The 18,515-nt window shown below is 41.1% G+C and carries 20 protein-coding genes and 1 pseudogene; 2 read left to right on the forward strand and 19 right to left on the reverse strand.

All coding sequences use genetic code 11. The annotated features are described in order from the left end of the window. The 13 genes and pseudogenes from G586_RS27490 to G586_RS0108270 form a co-directional block, all read right to left on the reverse strand. Positions 1–108 (reverse strand): annotated as a pseudogene (locus G586_RS27490) (radical SAM mobile pair protein A); the annotation flags it as partial. After that, positions 105–542 carry a radical SAM mobile pair system MarR family transcriptional regulator gene (locus G586_RS0108215; protein WP_013282512.1) on the reverse strand — a complete coding sequence of 146 codons (438 nt, stop codon included), beginning with the start codon at positions 540–542 and terminating at the stop codon, positions 105–107. The pseudogene G586_RS27490 and the gene G586_RS0108215, both read right to left, overlap by 4 nt. Positions 543–650: 108 nt before the next feature. After that, positions 651–1,853 (reverse strand): MFS transporter, encoded by a 1,203-nt coding sequence (locus tag G586_RS0108220; RefSeq protein WP_026527378.1) that lies wholly within the window; start codon positions 1,851–1,853, stop codon positions 651–653. Between the two features lie 3 nt (positions 1,854–1,856). Then, positions 1,857–2,183, reverse strand: a complete 327-nt coding sequence (locus tag G586_RS0108225) for a HigA family addiction module antitoxin (RefSeq protein WP_026527379.1) — start codon at positions 2,181–2,183, stop codon at positions 1,857–1,859. A 17-nt stretch (positions 2,184–2,200) separates the two neighbouring features. After that, positions 2,201–2,479: a type II toxin-antitoxin system RelE/ParE family toxin gene (locus G586_RS0108230; RefSeq protein ID WP_026527380.1), complete on the reverse strand. Its 279-nt coding sequence runs from the start codon at positions 2,477–2,479 to the stop codon at positions 2,201–2,203. 302 nt (positions 2,480–2,781) lie between these two features. Then, positions 2,782–3,774 carry an SIR2 family NAD-dependent protein deacylase gene (locus G586_RS0108235; protein WP_026527381.1) on the reverse strand — a complete coding sequence of 331 codons (993 nt, stop codon included), beginning with the start codon at positions 3,772–3,774 and terminating at the stop codon, positions 2,782–2,784. Continuing rightward, positions 3,758–4,561, reverse strand: a complete 804-nt coding sequence (locus G586_RS0108240; RefSeq protein WP_026527382.1) for a protein-ADP-ribose hydrolase — start codon at positions 4,559–4,561, stop codon at positions 3,758–3,760. The genes G586_RS0108235 and G586_RS0108240 overlap by 17 nt, the downstream gene beginning before the upstream one ends. A 188-nt stretch (positions 4,562–4,749) precedes the next feature. Further along, positions 4,750–5,190 carry an Rrf2 family transcriptional regulator gene (locus G586_RS0108245; RefSeq protein ID WP_022776971.1) on the reverse strand — a complete coding sequence of 147 codons (441 nt, stop codon included), beginning with the start codon at positions 5,188–5,190 and terminating at the stop codon, positions 4,750–4,752. 369 nt (positions 5,191–5,559) lie between these two features. Next, complete coding sequence (locus G586_RS26945) at positions 5,560–6,165, reverse strand: cyclophilin-like fold protein (RefSeq protein WP_051204652.1); 606 nt, start codon at positions 6,163–6,165, stop codon at positions 5,560–5,562. Between the two features lie 12 nt (positions 6,166–6,177). Next, entirely contained in the window at positions 6,178–6,720 is a 543-nt protein-coding gene (locus tag G586_RS0108255; RefSeq protein ID WP_026527384.1) for a flavodoxin family protein, read from the reverse strand. A gap of 13 nt (positions 6,721–6,733) precedes the next feature. Then, positions 6,734–6,871: a hypothetical protein gene (locus G586_RS26025; protein ID WP_155834062.1), complete on the reverse strand. Its 138-nt coding sequence runs from the start codon at positions 6,869–6,871 to the stop codon at positions 6,734–6,736. Continuing rightward, positions 6,871–7,872 carry an alpha/beta hydrolase gene (locus G586_RS0108265; protein ID WP_026527385.1) on the reverse strand — a complete coding sequence of 334 codons (1,002 nt, stop codon included), beginning with the start codon at positions 7,870–7,872 and terminating at the stop codon, positions 6,871–6,873. The genes G586_RS26025 and G586_RS0108265 overlap by 1 nt, the downstream gene beginning before the upstream one ends. Before the next feature lie 22 nt (positions 7,873–7,894). After that, positions 7,895–8,119, reverse strand: coding sequence for a hypothetical protein (locus G586_RS0108270; protein WP_026525885.1), 225 nt, complete (start codon positions 8,117–8,119; stop codon positions 7,895–7,897). 241 nt (positions 8,120–8,360) lie between these two features. Between G586_RS0108270 and G586_RS0108275 the strand changes: the two genes are divergently transcribed. After that, positions 8,361–9,242: a LysR family transcriptional regulator gene (locus G586_RS0108275; protein ID WP_026527386.1), complete on the forward strand. Its 882-nt coding sequence runs from the start codon at positions 8,361–8,363 to the stop codon at positions 9,240–9,242. A gap of 145 nt (positions 9,243–9,387) precedes the next feature. Here the strand turns inward: G586_RS0108275 and G586_RS0108280 are convergent, their stop codons facing one another. The 6 genes from G586_RS0108280 to G586_RS0108305 all read right to left on the reverse strand — a co-directional run bounded on the left by G586_RS0108280 (position 9,388) and on the right by G586_RS0108305 (position 16,848). Further along, on the reverse strand, positions 9,388–10,353 hold the full coding sequence (locus G586_RS0108280) for a carbohydrate kinase family protein (RefSeq protein WP_026527387.1): 966 nt from the start codon (positions 10,351–10,353) through the stop codon (positions 9,388–9,390). Between the two features lie 3 nt (positions 10,354–10,356). Continuing rightward, complete coding sequence (locus G586_RS0108285; RefSeq protein WP_035772828.1) at positions 10,357–11,838, reverse strand: glycoside hydrolase family 32 protein; 1,482 nt, start codon at positions 11,836–11,838, stop codon at positions 10,357–10,359. 8 nt (positions 11,839–11,846) lie between these two features. Beyond that, positions 11,847–13,178 carry a family 43 glycosylhydrolase gene (locus G586_RS0108290; protein ID WP_196811562.1) on the reverse strand — a complete coding sequence of 444 codons (1,332 nt, stop codon included), beginning with the start codon at positions 13,176–13,178 and terminating at the stop codon, positions 11,847–11,849. Positions 13,179–13,291: 113 nt separating this feature from the next. Then, positions 13,292–14,947, reverse strand: a complete 1,656-nt coding sequence (locus G586_RS0108295) for an ABC transporter substrate-binding protein (RefSeq protein WP_026527390.1) — start codon at positions 14,945–14,947, stop codon at positions 13,292–13,294. A 55-nt stretch (positions 14,948–15,002) separates the two neighbouring features. Further along, the gene (locus G586_RS0108300) at positions 15,003–15,914 is read right to left on the reverse strand and encodes a carbohydrate ABC transporter permease (RefSeq protein ID WP_026527391.1); all 912 of its coding nucleotides are present in this window, start codon (positions 15,912–15,914) and stop codon (positions 15,003–15,005) included. Between the two features lie 13 nt (positions 15,915–15,927). Continuing rightward, entirely contained in the window at positions 15,928–16,848 is a 921-nt protein-coding gene (locus G586_RS0108305; protein WP_026527392.1) for an ABC transporter permease, read from the reverse strand. Positions 16,849–17,086: 238 nt separating this feature from the next. Between G586_RS0108305 and G586_RS0108310 the strand changes: the two genes are divergently transcribed. Beyond that, the gene (locus G586_RS0108310) at positions 17,087–18,139 is read left to right on the forward strand and encodes a LacI family DNA-binding transcriptional regulator (RefSeq protein ID WP_026527393.1); all 1,053 of its coding nucleotides are present in this window, start codon (positions 17,087–17,089) and stop codon (positions 18,137–18,139) included. Positions 18,140–18,515 lie beyond the last annotated feature (376 nt).

Here is an 18,515-nt window from a genome sequence, read left to right on the forward strand (position 1 = left end):
GATGTGATAACGCCTCGTATTGTTTCTGGCATAGCAGTACGGACATCCAACAGTGCACCCTATAACAAGATTCATGTTCTGAATCTGATCTTTAATACAGATACTCATTTGTCACTCCATTCCTCAAGGTTTACCCTGATGCGGTTAAGATACTCTTCAAACTGAAGAATCTCTTTATCCGTAAAATCACGATAATAAATATTCCCCATCTCATTGGATACGGAGTCATATGCTTCTTTAAGTTCTTTGGCTTTATCTGTGAGGAACAGAAGAGTTTTTCTCTTATCAGCTTCATCAGTTTTGCGGCTTATCAGTCCGTTTTTTTCCATCCGCTCAAGCATGGTCGTAAGTGAAGTAATTGCAAGTCCGCTTTTCTCGGAAATAATTTTAATAGGAACACCATCTTCCTGCCATAAGACATATAGAATCCTTCCCTGAGCTCCGTTAAATGCATCAATGTTTTTTTCTGCCAGTATCCTTTCAAATATACGATCACCCAACTGTTTTATTTTTGTAACAAGAAATCCACCATTTGTCTTCATAATTAAATACTCCTATATCGTAGTTTTATACTACGATATAGGAGTATTTTTGTCAAGCACACATATCATAACTTCCGGTATAATGCTCATTCCAACAAACTGGAATTGTTAACACTCTGTCTTATTGCACCGGAGGCATAAAGCATAAAATGCAATCGCCAGAAACTGTGATACCACAGACACAGTGACAAGATACACAGGATTCAAATCATACAGGGCACCGAGAAGCCAACTGCCCAGAAACCACGCAATACCAAATCCTGTCTCAAATATTCCGAAACCGGTGCTTCGCATGGAACGCGGGACGATTCCGCTGACAGCTGCTTTCATAATACTTTCCTGCGCACCCATTCCAATCCCCCACAGAATTATCCCAGCTCCGATCAACCAGGCATTTCCAGTCATAAAAACAAAACATGAGAAGAATGTGCTGCATAGTGTGGAAATGATCAGAGCCTTCAGCCCGACCTTATCATAAAGCCAGCCAAAGAATAGTGCAGCAAAGGCATCCACAGCCATTGCCCCAGCATATAGCAGGCTGAGCATGGATTCATTAAATGCTCCGGTATTAGCCGAATGAAGTGTGATCAGGGTGAAGTCTGCAAAGCCAAAAGCAAAAAAGCAGATGGCCGCCATGAACAGAACAAATGACTTCCTGAATTCAAAGCTTGCCGGTTTATCTTCCTGCTTTTCAAAGATCTCCGGATCAGGGTATCTTATCTTTGCTGTCAAAACAAGAGCTATGGTGATCATTGCAGGAACAAGCAGTATCGCAAAAGAGATCCTATACGTTGTAAAAAGGTCGTCTGTACCTTTTACAAGAGCTGTTACAAAAAGCAGTACCGGTCCGAGAAACGCGCCAAGCTGATCCAGAAACTCCTGATAGGCAAAGCCTTTTCCGGTTCCGATCTCGCTTGCCGCAAAGCTTACCAATGTGTTTTTGGCAGGCTTTTTTATCGCTTTTCCGATACGCTCCAGGATCACAAGACCGCAGGCCCAAATCCAGCCATGTTCAGGTACGAGTGCCAGTGCAGGAATCGCAAGAGCCTGTATTACATAGCCTGTGATAACAAATGTCCAGTATTTCTTCGTTTTATCTGCTATAAATCCGGATATGAGCCTTAGTGAATACCCGCACAATTCTCCTATACCGGACACAAATCCGATGGTTGCAGCGGATGCCCCTGCGAGGTTCAGATATTCGCCCAATATGCTTCTGGCGCCTTCATGAGTCATGTCCGAAAACAGACTTACGATTCCCATCAGGGTTATAAATATTATGGCGCCAGACAAAGCCCTTTTTTTATCCATGTTCTACTCCACTAATCCCGATTTGCTTATTTCATTATCTTCTTTTACTGCGTCCAGAGGAAAGGGTATTACATTTGATGGTTCATTTTGTTGTGCTATCCATAGCGTCAGTTTCTGCTGCATATTCATCCAGCTTTCCGGAGATGTATTAGTCGCCTTGCTTATCCTTATGGCCATTTCCGGGCTAAGAGAAGCTTTCTCATTAACAAACTCTGACAATGCTTTTCTACTAACTCCTAGCATCCTCGCTGCATCGGTAACTGTGAGATTCAATGGTTTCATTACATCTTCCAAGAATACATTTCCTGGATGTGTAGGTCTTCTAGTCATGTATCTTTCCTCCTTCCTCAGTGATAGTCCATGTAGTCTACAAGAACTGCATCCTGACCCTCAAAGTAAAAAGTCATTCTCCAATTACCATTTACAGTAACAGCCCACATATCCTGCTTATCACCTTTAAGTGAGTGTAATCTATACCCAGGCAAGTTCATATCTTGAGCACTGGTGCTGGCATCCAATCGGTCAAGCATTCTCGCTAATTTCGGTGCATGATCTGGCTGAATTCCCTTCTTTGAACCAGTTTCATAGAAGTCTTTTAAGCCTTTATGTGCAAACGATTTTATCATGTCATTATTATAACCTGTAACGTTACAGGTGTCAAACTCCCTTTCTGTTTGCGCTTAGCCTTGGATCGTCATCCGCTGGCTGGTTACTGACATAAGAAAAGCGCCAGACCCATGAGTTTTAATTCTCATGAGCTGACGCTAAATCAGCCGATATTCTTTTGCAAAAGAAATGAACTCGGAAGTGAGGTGCTTTTTGTTTTCCTCATTTCTTTGTCCATTGTAAATATAACACACCCAAAATTACTTGAAAACAGACATCAAGCCGATATTTTGCAGACATTATGCGGACATTTTGCAGACATTTAAGAAATCTGCGGCTCAAATACTTCTCCTATATCACCATCAATGCATATACTTCTATCTGCAATTTCCTCAGGGCAGAATGCTTCACCGAAATTTACGCAGGCATATACAGCCTTATCATTTGCCAATGTCATCTGCCAGAACGGATACTTTATTATTACGGGCGTATTAGCTCCTACTCCCAATTCAAGGTAAAGAACATGGTGATTCTCATGTCTGCGAATAAAATCAGAATATGCCGCAGATGCCCTATGCCATCCTTCATCCTCGACAAACGAATCATCAGCTCTCAAATTCATAGTCATATCAGAGCCGTCATCAGGGCACTTTGGAATCATTTCAGAAGGAATTTCCATCAGTAGCTTACCATCAACCGGTACCTGAAATACTCCCTGAGCATCTCTTACAAAACCTTGTGCTTCCATAGCTTTCATTACCCACTCTTCATTATCAAAGGTTTTCTGAATAGCAGGATTCACGCTCTGAAACAAACCATAATCACCCTGAGTATAGAACAGTCTTTTCTTGTCAAAACCTGCTCTTTGAAACTGGTGATCTACATTTGTTGTGATAACAAAATAATCCTTATCGAAAACCATCTTAAGAAGATCCCTATACACTGGCTTTGGAGCATCAATATATCTGTTAAAATAAATATGTCTCGCCCACCAGGCCCAGCGTATTTCTTCGCTCGGAAACGGATAGAAACCACCTGAATACATATCTCTTATTCCAAATCTTTTGGCAAAGTCATAGAAGTATTTTTCAAAACGCTTGCCACTATACGTCAATCCGGCAGATGTAGAAAGTCCAGCACCTGCACCAATAACAATTGCGTCTGCCTCATTAATCTCTTTTTTTAGTCTGTTAATCTGCTCTTCTTTGCTTCCCTTACCATAGGACATGCTTGTAGTAAAGTATCTCACAGCATTCATTCCTTTCTCTATAGTTTCCTGATAACCATTAGGCATATCATCATATAAGTTTTTCATAAATGGCCTTATCCTCATCTTTGAAAACATTGAATATCACCCTTTCTATCTTACCAGGATTATCACTGAGCCATTCTGATACAGTCTCAACGGCAATCTCAGCTGCTTTTTTGTTAGGAAAATGAAATACTCCTGTTGAAATACAGCAAAAAGCAACGCTCTTCAAGCTATTTTCAGCACACATATCCAAAGTGTTTCTATAGCAGTTCTCCAAATCCTTTTCCAATTCAGGAGTAAGTTTGTACTGAACAATTGGTCCTACTATATGAATTACTTTCTTTGCCGGAAGATTATAAGCTTCAGTTAGCATTGGAACGGCGGTCGGCTGTTCATAGTCTCTTCCATATCTGATTCGAAGTTCATTCATCTGCCTGTAGCACTCAGCTCTTAATTGCACTCCAGCAAAAGTATGGATACAGTTATCTATACAGGTGTGCATCGGAACAAAACAGCCCAGCATCTGCGAATTTGCAGCATTCACAATAGCATCCACCGAAAGTCTCGTAATATCACCCTGCCAAATGGATAGTCCGTCCCTGATAACCGGGATGTCTGGCAGATTCACCACACCCTTTTCAGCCGCTCTCTCTAATAAATATTCATCCTGTACTTTCATTACTTCAGAGGACAATTCTTTTGGCATACGGATGTTCATAAGCGACCTTAAGATTCGTCTTTTATCTTCCGTACTATTTGGAGTCTTTAAATTCTTATATTCATCAGAATCTTCCTTGAACTCTTCTACAAGATAATCAAGACGTTCTTCCTGTGTTTTATTATTAGACATATCACACATCCTTCCAAGAAAGCATGTTGCTTGCAACATGCTCGCGCCGAGCGCGGTTGCTGAAGGCAACATATTCCTATCGCGCGAGTGCGCATCCATAGCGGAGCGCTTTTTATGATATAGGAATTTCGGAGAAATTTCCTATATCATAAAAAAGACTCTGAAGTAAATACCTCAGAGTCTCACGTTTACGCCTCTTTTGCCAACAGTTCCTGCATTCCGGATCTTAAATCATTAAGCGTGTATTTTTTCATCTCTGATTCCATCGCTTCCTGGATGTTTTTCAACTTATCATCCAATAGCGAATGTATATTCCTACCAACAGGACACTCTGGATTTGGTGATTCATGAAATCTGAATAGATCTCCATCCTCCAAAGGCTCAATTGCCTGATACACATCATAAAAAGTTATATCTTTAAGATCTCTTGTAAGCTCTATTCCGCCTGTTCCTCTGATAACATTTATTAGACCTGCGTTCTTAAGCTGAGTAAGTATCTTTCTAATGATGACAGGATTCGTATTTATACTGGCTGCAAGAAAATCGCTCGTTACCTTGTGTTCATCCTTAAATGTATCCACACATGTAAAAATATGAAGTGCAACCGTAAATCTGCTTGATATCTGCATTTTTAATCTCTCCATTCCATTTCGGTCTGCGCAGAACAATCGTCCACTGGACGATTTGCTCCCTCCTGCCAGATTATCCCAGTGCTCTGCAATCTTACCGTCTGCATCGAATCTAAAAACATCGAATCCGACCTGCTCTCCTGCTCCTGCAAAATTATATACTGTCTGAAGGAAAACCTTATCTCCATCCTCGAATGTTAAAAAGTTCATTGATGTAACCGCCGTGGTTTCATCTGATAGTGCAAATATATCACCTCCGAGATGTAATGTCAATAGTTACATCAAAATAATTTAAAAAAAATAGTGACTATTAATCTTTCGACTTGTAGCCACCGTTTTTGTACCAATATATTTCCACTTTAATAATCCCTATCCCATGCTAATAGTTATTGTAACATCGCCATTTGAAAGCAACTCAGTCATGCCAGCCTCATCCTTATCAGATATGTGACCTAACCGTGTGTATGACCAGCTATTAGCCCCATAGAACACAACCATTTGATTCCCTGAATAAAGAACTATATCCCCTGATGATGTTGTCGTCTGTTTGTCATTTCTTGGAAGACTCTGACCTATAGATCCCACCTGCTCAAATCCGCCATACATTGACATCTGAATTATGACATCGCCTTTTTCAACCATATTTCGCAGCGCGTCTACTGCCTGATTATTTTCCCAATCTACATTTACTTTAATATCACCAATTTTCATTATCATAGTTTTTTCTCCAATACCCGTATCATCAGAAGAAGTGTCACTCTCAACAGCTTGATTATCAGTTTCTTCTGTGTGATATGTTTTTACGTCTTCTGATAAAACGATTTCCTCTGTACTTTCTGCTTCTATATCTTCTGATTCAGAAATGGCAGCGCTCAAATCATAGTTTTCATATGGTGTCTTAGTATCACCTGAGCATGCGCTGGTACAAAGCATCATGAACACACAGAGTGTCATCATAATCAATTTCGTTTTCATCGCAAACTTCCTTTATTTTAATGTTTTTCCAAACTCATAGGCTTCACTTAATTCCTCTTTTTTACCTGAAGCTTCGCCCATATCACCTATTCCTCCACAGAATAAGGACCCTGAAAATTCTGCCTTTTCAAAGCAGTCAACCCATCCCTGAAGTCCGCTTTCAGCTTTTTTAGGCACAAACTCTTCATCCTCAGCCGCAACAGAGAGCATATATACATTCCTGAACTTATAGTCTGAAGGATACAGTGGATTGAGTCTGTCCAAAAGAGTCTTCATCTGACCGCTCATCTCGTAGTAATAGATTGGTGTTGCAAAAACCAGGGTATCTGCATTCTTTACTTTTTCTGCAATTTCAACAGTATCATCTTTAATGATGCATCTCTGAGTGTTCTGGCAGGCCAGACATCCTATACAGAAACTGATATTTTTCCCTTTCAGGCTTATATGTTCCACATCATGACCTGAAGCTTTTGCTCCCTCTATAAGCTTTTCCGTAAGTATGTCGGAATTACTCTTTGCTCGAAGACTTGTAGAAATCACTAACACTTTACTCATATCATCCCATCCTTTATTTCTTTATCGGTTTAACATTCTCTATCTTCTTGATAAATTGGCTCTGCCTCATGGAACATTCATGCATCTCTTCTGTCATATCTTCTACTCTGTCCGAATTAAGATATTTCAGTGTTTCCTCAACGGTTATCATTATTTCAGATTCTCCTTAAAGAAGCTCTCCAGCTTGTCAAAAGGAATATAATCCTTATCTCCGCCATCATATAGATCTGTATGCACCGCATCAGGGATTATCATAAGTTCTTTATTATCAGCATACTTGCTGTCTTTAATCATATCTGCATAAGCATCCTTTGAGAAATAACATGAGTGTGCCTTTTCTCCATGGACAAGTAATACTGCACTTCTGATCTCGTTTGAATATTTCAGGATGGGCTGGTTTATGAAAGACTCACATCCGGTCACATTCCAACCACCATTAGAGTTAAGGCTTCTTGCATGATATCCACGATCGGTCTTGTAATAGCTATGGTAATCCTTAACAAAGAAAGGTGCATCCGAAGGCAACGGATCGACAACTCCACCGCCAAGCTTATAATCACCCGATTTCAGATCCTCCAACCTCTGAGCACACATAGCTTTCTTCTTCTCATAACGTGCCTCTTCACTGTCCTCACTGTCAAAGTAACCTTTTGCGTTCACCCTGGTCATATCATACATGGTGGATGCCACGGTTGCCTTTATTCTCGTATCAAGTGCCGCCGTATTGATCGCCATTCCGCCCCAGCCGCAGATACCTATGATCCCTATCCTGTCAGGATCAACTCTGTCATTCAGGGAAAGAAAGTCAACCGCCGCCATGAAATCCTCAGTATTGATATCCGGGGAAGCCATATATCTTACATTCCCGCCACTTTCTCCGGTAAAAGAAGGATCAAACGCTATTGTCAGAAAGCCTCTCTCTGCCATGGTCTGCGCATACAATCCACTGCACTGCTCCTTAACTGCACCAAAGGGACCGCATACTGCGATTGCGGGAAGTCTGCCCTCTTTATCTTTGGGTACATACAGATCTGCCGCAAGTGTTATTCCATATCGGTTCACAAAGGTCACCTTGCTGTGGTCTACCTTATCGCTCATAGGGAATGTTTTGTCCCATTCAGTTACCAGTTTCAGTTCTTCCTTTTTGATCATGATTGCATCCTCCGTTCTCTTATCACTGTTTATCCGCTTCTTTTTGTGTCTGTCTGATCAGATAGTCCATCCTATCAACCTTCCTCTGACTGTCGTGCATTTCCTCCACCAGATCACATCGACATTTTCGAAGATACTTTACGAGCCCGTCCATATCTCCGGCTTCGTAAAGTGCTTTTGCTCTCTTTGTTCCTTCCGCAGAGCATCCACTGTCTGTAAGATTTTCTATCAGGGTTTTTACTTCCATCTGTCCTACCTCGTATCCTCATTATATTTACTTGACGAGTTCTTCGCTAATGAATAAAATGAATATCGTGATATTCCAAAATGGAATGTCATGTAGCAATTAGCAGTGCATATGAATTTATAATTAGTGCGTTGGGAGTTTGCTCGCATAAGCACTAAATTATAAATCCATATATTCGGCGAATGCCGAAGAACGAAAAAATGCGAAGCATTTTTGAGTGCACTGCGAACTGGAGGATTCTATGGAGATCAAAAGCCTGCGATACTTCCTTGCCGTCGCAAGGGAAGAGAATATGACAAAGGCTGCGGACATGCTTCATGTCACACAGCCTACGCTTTCAAAAACATTAAAATCACTCGAAGATGAACTGGGAAAGAAGTTGTTCACACGTCACAGCTTTAGCATATCCCTGACTGATGAGGGGATGCTTCTTCGCGACCGTGCGGAAGATCTCATCGCCATGGCCGACCGTATAGAACAGGAATTCATCACCCTTGACGATATCACCGGCGGGGATATCTATTTTGGACTGGCAGAAAGCTTTCAGATACGGCATCTTGCAAAAGAAATCCACAAGTTAAAGAACCGATATCCCGGTTTTACCTACCATATCACCAGTGGAGATACCGAGCAGGTGACGGAAAAACTTGATAAAGGCCTGCTTGATTTTGCGGTATTATGTGAAAAGCCAAACTCTGCAGAATACGATTACTTGAAATTTCCGGAAGCCGATGTCTGGGGAACTGTCATGCCTGCTGATCACCCTCTCGCCAAGAAGAAGTCCGTTAGAGTAAAGGATCTTATCGGTAGGCCATTATTCTGCTCTGAACAAAGCTGGAACAACGAAATTCCTCAATGGGCAAAGGATAGTTTTGACAAGCTTCATCTTGAGGGCTCTTTCCGTCTGTCCTATAACGGTTCCATGTTTGCAAAGGAAGGGCTTGGGATCCTGCTAACCTTTGAGCATCTGATCGACTGCTCCAAAGAGAGCGGGCTTGTTTTTCGTCCCCTTTCACCTAAACAGACATCCGAGTTGTATCTGATTTGGAATAAATATCCTTCTTTTACTCCCATAGCTGAAAAATTCCTTACACAGATCAAAACATCGTTCCACAAACCGTAGCAAAATTCTCTTCCCGTTCTATCTTCCGGTTTACAGGAAGCTATATCATAAGGAAAAATCCACGGCAGATGCCGTGGACTTTGTCTACAGTCTGAAGTGATTAACTTAAAGTTAATCACTTTTCGCATATTCTTTGTTCTTATCATTACTTGTTTGTTAGAAAAGCTGTTATTTCTTCTTGGGTTGGCATTACAGAAAGTGCACCTTTTCTGGTGGTTATAATAGATGCCGCAGCGTTTGCAAACGACAGGCATTCAAATAATCCGTCTTTTGTCAGATTATCAAGTCCGTTTCTGTGGATGTAATCTATGGCACAGGCACAGAAGGTATCGCCTGCTCCTGTAGTCTCTATAGTAGCAGGATTTCTGTACCCGTCTTTTTTGATCACCATATCTTTGTAAAGAGCTATACTTCCTTCAGGTCCAAGTGTGGCAAACACGATTGGAATACCAAAGTCTCTCTTCATTTTCCTTGCTCCTGCCTCTATATCCTTAAGGCCTGTAAAAAGCTCAATCTCATTATCTGAAATTTTCAGGATATCACAGTTTTCAAAGCCATATTTCATAGCATCTATTGCATCGTCTACGTTCTTCCATAAAGGTTCTCTGTAATTTGGATCAAAAGATATGACTGCTCCGCTCTCTTTAGCTATTGTAACAGCTCTGACAGTTGCCTCTTTTGCAGGTTCGTCTGTCATTGACAGTGTTCCAAGATGAAATACATCTGCATTCCTGATAAGATCAGCATTCTTCTCAACATCCTCTGCTGTCAGCATCATGTCTGCTCCGGGCTTTCTGTAAAAAGAAAAATCTCTGTCTCCATTTGGAAGCTTGTTTACAAATGCAAGGGTAGTATTTACCTCCTCGTCAAAGACAAGTCCGGTAGAGTCTATACCCTGCTTTTCAATTCTCTCTCTTAACATTCTCCCAAAAAAGTCGTTTCCAACCTTGCCGATAAAAGCTGTGCTGTTGCCTAAATTCTGAAGCATTGACAGCACATTACAGGGTGCTCCGCCTGGATTAGCCTCAAATAAAGGATTTCCCTGGTTGCTGTCTCCGCTTCCTGTAAAATCAATAAGCAACTCCCCTAGCGCAACTACATCTTTTTTCATAAGTTATTTCCTCTCAAGCTCATACATAGTAACATCCATAAGAAGTTCTCCAACTGCCTTAAAACTGATACCATCAGCTCTGACATCTGTAAGGATTACCATAGACATTACCTGCTGTCCATTATTGATGAAGAGCTCCATGCTGTATCTGTCAAGAACAAGTCTAAGTGAAATCTCACCCTTATTTCCTGCAACCTTACATCTTCTCTGATGAACAATGGCTCTTCTGCTTCCTGAATGCTTTCTGTCTATCTTAACAATATTGTCAACAGGATCATATTCAATCGTTGAATAAGCCTTGCCATTATCAGCAAAACGAATTTCAAATTTTTTATATGAAAGTTCTGCCTGTGTAGATCTGACTCTTACTGTCATGTCTACGCATCTGCCCTCAATACTTGAAAGTGAAGCACTATCAGAAATAAGTACATTCTGTCTGCTGATTCTTTTGCCGTAATAATTCTCTATCTCTCTGGCAGGCCACTGAATAAGTCTGTTATCCTTAATAGATATTTCCCTTGGAATACTCATCTGGCCAAACCATGGGAAGTCATCGCGCCTGATTCCGCATGTATCCCAGTTCTGCATCCAGCCGATCATGACTCTTCGTCCATCAGGAGTCTTGATTGTCTGTGGCGCATAAAAATCAATACCATAGTCAACAGCCTGACAGTTTTCTTCGCAGAATTCTCCATTTTCATCGATACTTCCTATCACACACAAGGTTCCGTTTCCGTTGTGGAACTCAAGCTCTTCAGGGAGCATATCCTGCGGGCTTGTAAGAAGGAGCTGTTTGCCGTCAAGTGAAAAGTAATCAGGGCACTCCCACATTACACCGAATCTGTGATTATTCTTGATAACAACCTTATCATAACTCCAGTGAATACCGTCATCACTTACATACTGAAGTATCTGTCCGTCCTTATCAATGGTCTTGTTGCCAACAACCATGTAATACTTGCCGTTTTCCTTCCACACCTTGGGATCTCTGAAGTCGAATTTTCCGGCTCCTTCAGGAAGGCTGTCTGCACTAATTACAGGGTTATTCTCGTATTTCTCATAATCAACACCATCACCTATAGCGATACATTGTGTCTGATACTCGCGGATTTCGCCGTTTTCATCCTCTTCTTTTCTAACGCCTGTATATACGAGAAGTTGCTTGCCGTCTTCCATCTCAATGGCACTTCCTGAAAAGCATCCAAACCCGTCATATTTTCCATCGGGCGCCATTGCGCAGGGAAGATACTTCCAGCTGATAAGGTCAGTACTTTCTGCATGTCCCCAGTGCATAGGTCCCCATACTGTCTCATAGGGATAATACTGGTAAAACATATGATATTTTCCCTTATAGATGCTAAAGCCGTTAGGATCGTTCATCCAACCGCATCTGGGCGTTAAATGAAAGAGAGGACGCTGCTCCTCAGGTATCTTGGCTTCCTTTTTTACTTCATATTCTCTTGCTTTATTTAACTTATCACTCATAATATTCCTCATTTACCATAAATCTTTATATCACTTGCGTCTGCATTTTCCATATTCAGCTTCCAGGTAGCTCCAACTGCTGAATAAATGCGGTTTGACAGTGCCTTTTGCCCGTCTACATAGATAACCACTATGTCTTTTTCAACTACAACATCAACCTGATATTGTCTGCCTTCCTCCAGCTTCATAGCCTGATAGTTGGGAAAAGCATTGTATGAAATGTTGTCCTCTTTATTATTTACAGAGATCTTGTACTCTTCTCCCTTTTCAGTATTGGAAAATACGAGATCGCATATTCCATCTGCCTGCATCGTAAGTTTATAGCTTAAATGACAGGTATCGGGTACATCTCCCAAATCAAGTGAACTATCTGCAGCTGCCTCAGATAGTATCTCCTTATTAAAATACTCATTATATTTCTCAGGCATGCACACCCCCAGTGTGCCATCCTGCAATTGTCTAAGCTCATATACCAGTACGCTTCCTGCCCATGTGTACATGAGGCCATCGCTTTCTCTCTTTTTGCGATCAAGAAAGCCGATCAGATATCTTTTGCCTTCGTACTCACATGTTTTTGCTGCATAGAAGCCATTGCCGTCAAATGTGTCAATCTCCGGTTTCTCCCAGGGTCCGAAAAAATCAGACGCTGTTCTGTAGTAAACTACATTGTTCCAGCTAAAGACGAGATAGTATTTATCTCCAAGCTTGAACACATCCGGACATTCCATAAAATAAAGTTCTTTGCTTGTATAAAAATCACCCTTAAAAGTCCAGTTCTCTAAATCCTGCGATTCATAATATATGATTGCACTTTCATCTTCTGCTTCTTTTCTGGCGCCAACCAGCATGATATAGCCGTCATCCATCTTAATAACCTGAGGATCACGGAAATCATTGGTACTGTAGCCATTAGGAGCATGCATTATTTCATCATAATTCTTCTCATATTTTTTGTTGTCTTTACTTGTTGCGTGCATTAAGCACTCTTTATCAAGTCCGTAGGTGTCATAATAGTCATTATGACCTGTGTAAAAACAGTGATATTTCCCACTGTCATCCCTGATAAAGGAACCCGTTCCTATAGCAAGATCCTGAACTTCAGAATCCTCTGCGAATTTTAGAACCTCTCCCTTATCTTCATATGTAGTAAAATCCTTGGTAAAAAACTGATGAAGCGGGTGATAACCCACGCCATTGTGATCAGTTTCATATAAATAATTCAGATATACGCCTTTATCAGTTGAAAGAGCCATTACATCCCCAACGTAGCTGTCCTCTGCTCTTGGGAAAAGGCATTGCTCGCCCTTTTTATCAGCGCATCCGGTTAATAAACATAACATAATACCAAATAAAGCTATTGTTCTTTTTTTCATCTCTTATAAAAGAGGGAGGAGATAACTCCTCCCTCACCTTTCGCTTATCAAGCTAATCCCATCAGATGTAACAATGTGTATTACTTGTAGAACTCATCAAGGTACTTCTGATAGATTGCAAGGTAATCCTCAAGACCATAAGCATTAACCTGCTTGATGTACTCATCCCAATCTGCATCTGTAAGGCCGTTCATAACGAAGTTACTTCTGCTGGAGTTGATGAAGCTGATAAGATCAGTCTGGATTGTTGTAAGCTTCTCTGTGTCATCAGCTGTCATGAATACGTTAGGATATACATACTCGCCGTGCATATCATCTGTGTAGTATTCCTTGATCCAGTCAAGACGATACTGAGCATCATCAGGGCATGTTACATATACACCATAGTACTCATCAAGGATTGCAAGAGGCCCGCCAACTGCCTCAGCCTCACGAACTTCTACAGGTGAAGCATCGCCAAGAGGCGCGTGCTTGAGCATCTTCTCACCCTTATCGTTCTCAGAAAGCTCGAAGATATCGAACTCATCATCTTCACCATAGGTTCCCCAGTTGTTCTGAGGTGACTGGAAGGGATCATACATACGATCAAGCCATGCACATACAAATGCAGGGTTGTCGCACTTAGCTGTAACTACGCATCTGCCGCGGTCAAAACCTGATGTGAATGAACCGTTCATAGGTGTTACGTTCTTGGTATCAGCCTGAAGAGCTGCAAGAGGCTCATAGTCCTCAAGGTTGTCGATGTTAGCAACGTCCCATGTGAAGCATACGCCGTATCTGTGAGATTTTCCCTTAGCAACGTATGTTGACCAATCCTGTGTGAAGCACTCGGGATCGATAAGTCCCTCATCATAGAGCTTATGAAGCCACTGCATACCTGACTTGAAGCCGTCCTGAGTAGCTGTGCAGATAACCTTCTTGTCATCTGTTACAGCGATGTGCTGTCCTATATCGTTATCACCATAACCTTCACCAAAACCGTTGATAAGAAGGCTGGGATCCTGATCGTTCATGATGCATGACATAGGGATGATATCACCCTCGATGCCAAACTCTGCCTGAAGCTCTGAAGCGTGATCCTTGAATGCCTTAAGTACTTCTTCGAACTCGTCTACTGTTGTAGGCTTTTCAAGTCCTAGGAAATCAAGCCACTTCTTGTTGATGTAAGTAAAGTTGTTACCTACTGTCTGGATAGCTGTCTTGTTGGAACCAAGCTGCTCGATCCAGGGAAGAGCCCAGATATGGCCCTCTGAATCCTCACACATTGTGCGATATTCAGGATACTTATCGAATACAGCCTTAAGATTAGGCATGTTTTTGTCAATATATTCTTCAACAGGAAGAATAACGCCCTGGTCTGCATATCTGATAAGATCAGAGTTACTGAATCCTGCATTGAATATGAAATCTGTAAGCATGTCCTTGTTAGCCATTGTCAGCTGAATCTTGTCTCCCCACTGATCGTTTGAAATAGCTGTCCAATCTACATGTACATTGGTCTCCTCTTCAAGTCTCTTGAAGATTGTTCTGTTGTTAGGCTCAGCCTCTGTTCCTGAAGGATAGCTGATTGTACCTGTGATAGTAACCTTCTCTTCAAGAGGGAAAGTGATGTTCTCAGCATCTACCTTAGCTGCACCACTGCCAGTTGAAGTCCCCTTGCCACAACCTGTGAGCGCACTTGCTGACATAGCAATGACAAGCGCTGTAGACAGTAACTTTGTTGTTTTCTTTTTCATTGTCCTCTCCTTTTCATTAGAAACTATTCAAACCTGTATAACAGGTGAATTAACGTTAGCCTTTAACTGAACCAACCATAATTCCCGAATCAAAATACTTCTGGAAGAACGGATACATAACTATCAAAGGCAAGCTTGAAATGATGATAGTTGCATATTTCAAAAGCTCTGCAAGCTGTGCTCTTTGTGCAGTACTCTGCATATCTGCGATCATACCCGGATCAGGCTCATTCTGAATAAGGATTGCTCTAAGAACGAGCTGCAAAGGCTGCTTACTTGCTGAATTCAGATAGATCATTGCATCGAAATAGCTGTTCCACATTCCTACGAACTGCCAGAGGATAAGCACTGCGATAAGTGGTGTACATACAGGAAGCAGTATTCTAAAGAAGAATGTAAGCTCATTAGCACCATCCACATCAGCTGCCTCTCTAAGCTCGCCGGGAACGCCCTTATAATAGGTTCTTGCTATGATCATGTTCCAAACACTGAATGATCCCGGAAGAATTACAGCCCACATGCTGTCTAAAAGTCCCATATTACTTATAAGTAAGTATGTAGGGATAAGTCCGCCTCCGAAGAACATTGTTATGATGAAAATCGTGTTGAAGATTGATTTTCCCTTAAAATCATCTCTTGACATAGGATAAGCACACAAAAGAGTTATAAATACTGAAATTACTGCAAACAGTACGGAATAAAGAATCGCATTGAAAAATCCCGTCCATATCTGTGAGTTGGTCATAACTCTCTCATAAGCTGTCAGTGTCCACTTACTGAAATCAAAAACAATACCTTTATTCTGAAGTGTTATCGGATCCATAAATGAAGCAACGATGATATAAACCACAGGTCCGATTATAGCCAGCACGAAAGCTGCAAGAATGATATATCCCACAAGAAGGAATATTTTATCTCCAAGAGAAGCTCTTGCGAACTCGCTCTTTTTATTTGTTGTCTTAATCATTTTCTTTTTCCCCTTATAATCCCTGTCCATCGTTAAGCTTCTCAACTATCTTGTTAACCGCAATGAGAAGTATTACGTTTACAATTGTATTAAAAAGTCCTACTGCTGTTGAATAACTGTAGTCACCATTCAAAAGACCCTTCTTATATACATAAGTAGCTATGATCTCGGATGATGCAAGGTTCATGTCAGACTGAAGTGCATACGCTTTTTCAAAACCGATACTCATGATGTTACCTGCCTGAAGAATGAACTGGATAACTACCATATCCTTGATGGCCGGCCACTCAACTGCCTTGATCTGTTGCCAGATGTTAGCTCCATCAATCTGCGCTGCTTCTTTAAGCTCCTTACTTGCATTGGAAAGAGCTGCTGTGTACATGATTGATGCCCAACCGGCTCCCTGCCAGATTCCGCTGACGATGTAGATCGGTCTGAACGCTTCCGGAATTGTAAGGAAGTTGATGTTTGTTCCAAGCATCATGTTAAGCGGTCCTGTGACTGAAAGAAGGATTCTGACCATACCGCAAAGTACGATGACTGAAATGAAGTTCGGCATGTACAGTACAAGCTGTATCTTCTGCTTGATCTTGCTGCTCGCTACTCTGTTAAGAAGGAGTGCTAAGATAATCGGCATCGGGAAACCCCAGAGAAGACCAAATACACTAAGCTTCAATGTATTTATGAGATACTGCATAAAGTCCGGTGACGATAAAAACTGTTGGAAATATTTAAGACCTACCCATTCGCTTCCAAGTATTCCTTTAAACGGGTTGTACTTTTGGAATGCGATCAGAATTCCTCCCATAGGAAGATACTTGAAGACGATTGTAAGAAGTAGTGCCGGTCCTAAGAAGAACACGTAAAGCTGCCAATGCTGTTTAACATATACCAGGGTGTTATGCATCGAATTATCTTTTACCTTTGTGTTCATGTAGTCCCTCCTAAGTTTTACATTTGCATAATTATTATTTGCATATGTAAAATATAGCACCCATATCTTCAGCTGTCAACATAATTATTTTACATTTGCACAATAAATATTTACATTTGACACTTTAATTTTTACATTTTATAATGATATAGGTGTCAAAAAGTCATAAATACTACTATCTGGGGCACACCCATCTTTTGACACATTCATCTTTTATTTAGAAAGTGGAGACTACATTATGCCAGCAAAAGTCACCTTACAGGATATAGCAGATGCTCTTGGAGTATCCAGAAATACCGTATCCAAGGCTATAAATAACACCGGAGTTTTAGCTGAAGCTACCAGACAGAAAGTTTTAGAGAAGGCTATCGAAATGGGATACAAGCAATTTTCTTATGCCAATTCCATTTCAGACATTACAAATCCTTTCAGTTCCCAGCCCAAGGCTTCAGGAGAGATTGCTCTCTTTTCAGGCAGTTTCCTTAATAATTCTCACTTTGCTTCTACCATGCTGGATAAATTTCAATATGAAATTTCTATGCTTGGCTATAGCCTGACAATGCACCGGGTTGATCATCAGAATATAGAGTCAAGAACTCTTCCTCTCTCATACAGACCGGATAACACCAAGGCTATTGTATGCATCGAAATGTTTGATCACTCCTATTGTGAAATGTTGTGCAGCCTAGGATTACCTGTTCTCATGATAGATGCTCCCGTTGCAAGCTACTGGAGACCATTAAACGCAGATGTTCTGCTCATGGATAATTTTTCCAATATATATACAGTCGTTAATGACATGAGCAAAAAGGGAATTACAAAGATAGGATTTGTAGGCCAGGTCACACATTGCCGTTCTTTCTACGAGCGATTCATAGCCTTTAGGGAGGCAATGTATATCAATAATCTGAACTTTAACGAAAAATATTGTCTTACAGAGGTTCATCCTCACGGATTAGAATATAGAGAATACTTATTCGAAGCTCTTACGAAGATTCAAGAAATGCCCGAACTCTTTATTTGTGCCAACGATTTTGTAGCTCTCGATCTGATATCCGGCCTCAAGAGAATGGGAATAGAATGTCCACGTGATATCAAGATATTCGGTTTTGATGATTCCCCCGAGTCCAAGATCATGTCTCCTTCTCTCTCAACCAGCCACATACACAGCCAGATAATCGGTTATTCAGCTGCCAACCTTGTAATCTCAAGGATTGAGCAGCCTGATCTCAATTACAGGATAACCTATACAGAGACTGATCTTATTTACAGAGAATCAACACAGATGTAATAAAATGCAAGAAAGGCTGTCTTGCGTTCCAGTCCCAGACTACTGCCCCTTCACTTTTTTGCAGGAGCCTTTTTCTTGTCCATCTATGCTTGCAAATCCTTATACTACAAATTTAAAATGGGAATGTCATCGCCGCAGCAGTGAACATTCCCATTTAGTGGTTGATTTTTCCGTTGTCTGCCAACCTCCAGCACCTATGTCTGGATAATATCAGGTTTTTCCGTTGCCTGCCAACCTCCGGCACCTACGTCCGGAAAAAATATCAGATTTTAGGTGTCAACCCACCAAGGCTTCTGCCTTTTCTTACCTATATCATATATCGGCTCATCCATAAAAACAATGTACATTTTCTCCAAAAATTCTAAAATTAGTCGAT

This window comes from Butyrivibrio sp. VCD2006 (assembly GCF_000423925.1).
Taxonomy (GTDB): Bacteria; Bacillota; Clostridia; order Lachnospirales; family Lachnospiraceae; genus Butyrivibrio.

Coding starts and splice junctions, on each gene's coding strand:
- G586_RS0108215 (WP_013282512.1), bottom strand. CDS start 542: ATGAAGACAAATGGTGGATTTCTTGTTACAAAAATAAAACAGTTGGGT.
- G586_RS0108220 (WP_026527378.1), bottom strand. CDS start 1,853: ATGGATAAAAAAAGGGCTTTGTCTGGCGCCATAATATTTATAACCCTG.
- G586_RS0108225 (WP_026527379.1), bottom strand. CDS start 2,183: ATGACTAGAAGACCTACACATCCAGGAAATGTATTCTTGGAAGATGTA.
- G586_RS0108230 (WP_026527380.1), bottom strand. CDS start 2,479: ATGATAAAATCGTTTGCACATAAAGGCTTAAAAGACTTCTATGAAACT.
- G586_RS0108235 (WP_026527381.1), bottom strand. CDS start 3,774: ATGAAAAACTTATATGATGATATGCCTAATGGTTATCAGGAAACTATA.
- G586_RS0108240 (WP_026527382.1), bottom strand. CDS start 4,561: ATGTCTAATAATAAAACACAGGAAGAACGTCTTGATTATCTTGTAGAA.
- G586_RS0108245 (WP_022776971.1), bottom strand. CDS start 5,190: ATGCAGATATCAAGCAGATTTACGGTTGCACTTCATATTTTTACATGT.
- G586_RS26945 (WP_051204652.1), bottom strand. CDS start 6,165: ATGAAAACGAAATTGATTATGATGACACTCTGTGTGTTCATGATGCTT.
- G586_RS0108255 (WP_026527384.1), bottom strand. CDS start 6,720: ATGAGTAAAGTGTTAGTGATTTCTACAAGTCTTCGAGCAAAGAGTAAT.
- G586_RS26025 (WP_155834062.1), bottom strand. CDS start 6,871: ATGATAACCGTTGAGGAAACACTGAAATATCTTAATTCGGACAGAGTA.
- G586_RS0108265 (WP_026527385.1), bottom strand. CDS start 7,872: ATGATCAAAAAGGAAGAACTGAAACTGGTAACTGAATGGGACAAAACA.
- G586_RS0108270 (WP_026525885.1), bottom strand. CDS start 8,119: ATGGAAGTAAAAACCCTGATAGAAAATCTTACAGACAGTGGATGCTCT.
- G586_RS0108275 (WP_026527386.1), top strand. CDS start 8,361: ATGGAGATCAAAAGCCTGCGATACTTCCTTGCCGTCGCAAGGGAAGAG.
- G586_RS0108280 (WP_026527387.1), bottom strand. CDS start 10,353: ATGAAAAAAGATGTAGTTGCGCTAGGGGAGTTGCTTATTGATTTTACA.
- G586_RS0108285 (WP_035772828.1), bottom strand. CDS start 11,838: ATGAGTGATAAGTTAAATAAAGCAAGAGAATATGAAGTAAAAAAGGAA.
- G586_RS0108290 (WP_196811562.1), bottom strand. CDS start 13,178: ATGTTATGTTTATTAACCGGATGCGCTGATAAAAAGGGCGAGCAATGC.
- G586_RS0108295 (WP_026527390.1), bottom strand. CDS start 14,947: ATGAAAAAGAAAACAACAAAGTTACTGTCTACAGCGCTTGTCATTGCT.
- G586_RS0108300 (WP_026527391.1), bottom strand. CDS start 15,914: ATGATTAAGACAACAAATAAAAAGAGCGAGTTCGCAAGAGCTTCTCTT.
- G586_RS0108305 (WP_026527392.1), bottom strand. CDS start 16,848: ATGAACACAAAGGTAAAAGATAATTCGATGCATAACACCCTGGTATAT.
- G586_RS0108310 (WP_026527393.1), top strand. CDS start 17,087: ATGCCAGCAAAAGTCACCTTACAGGATATAGCAGATGCTCTTGGAGTA.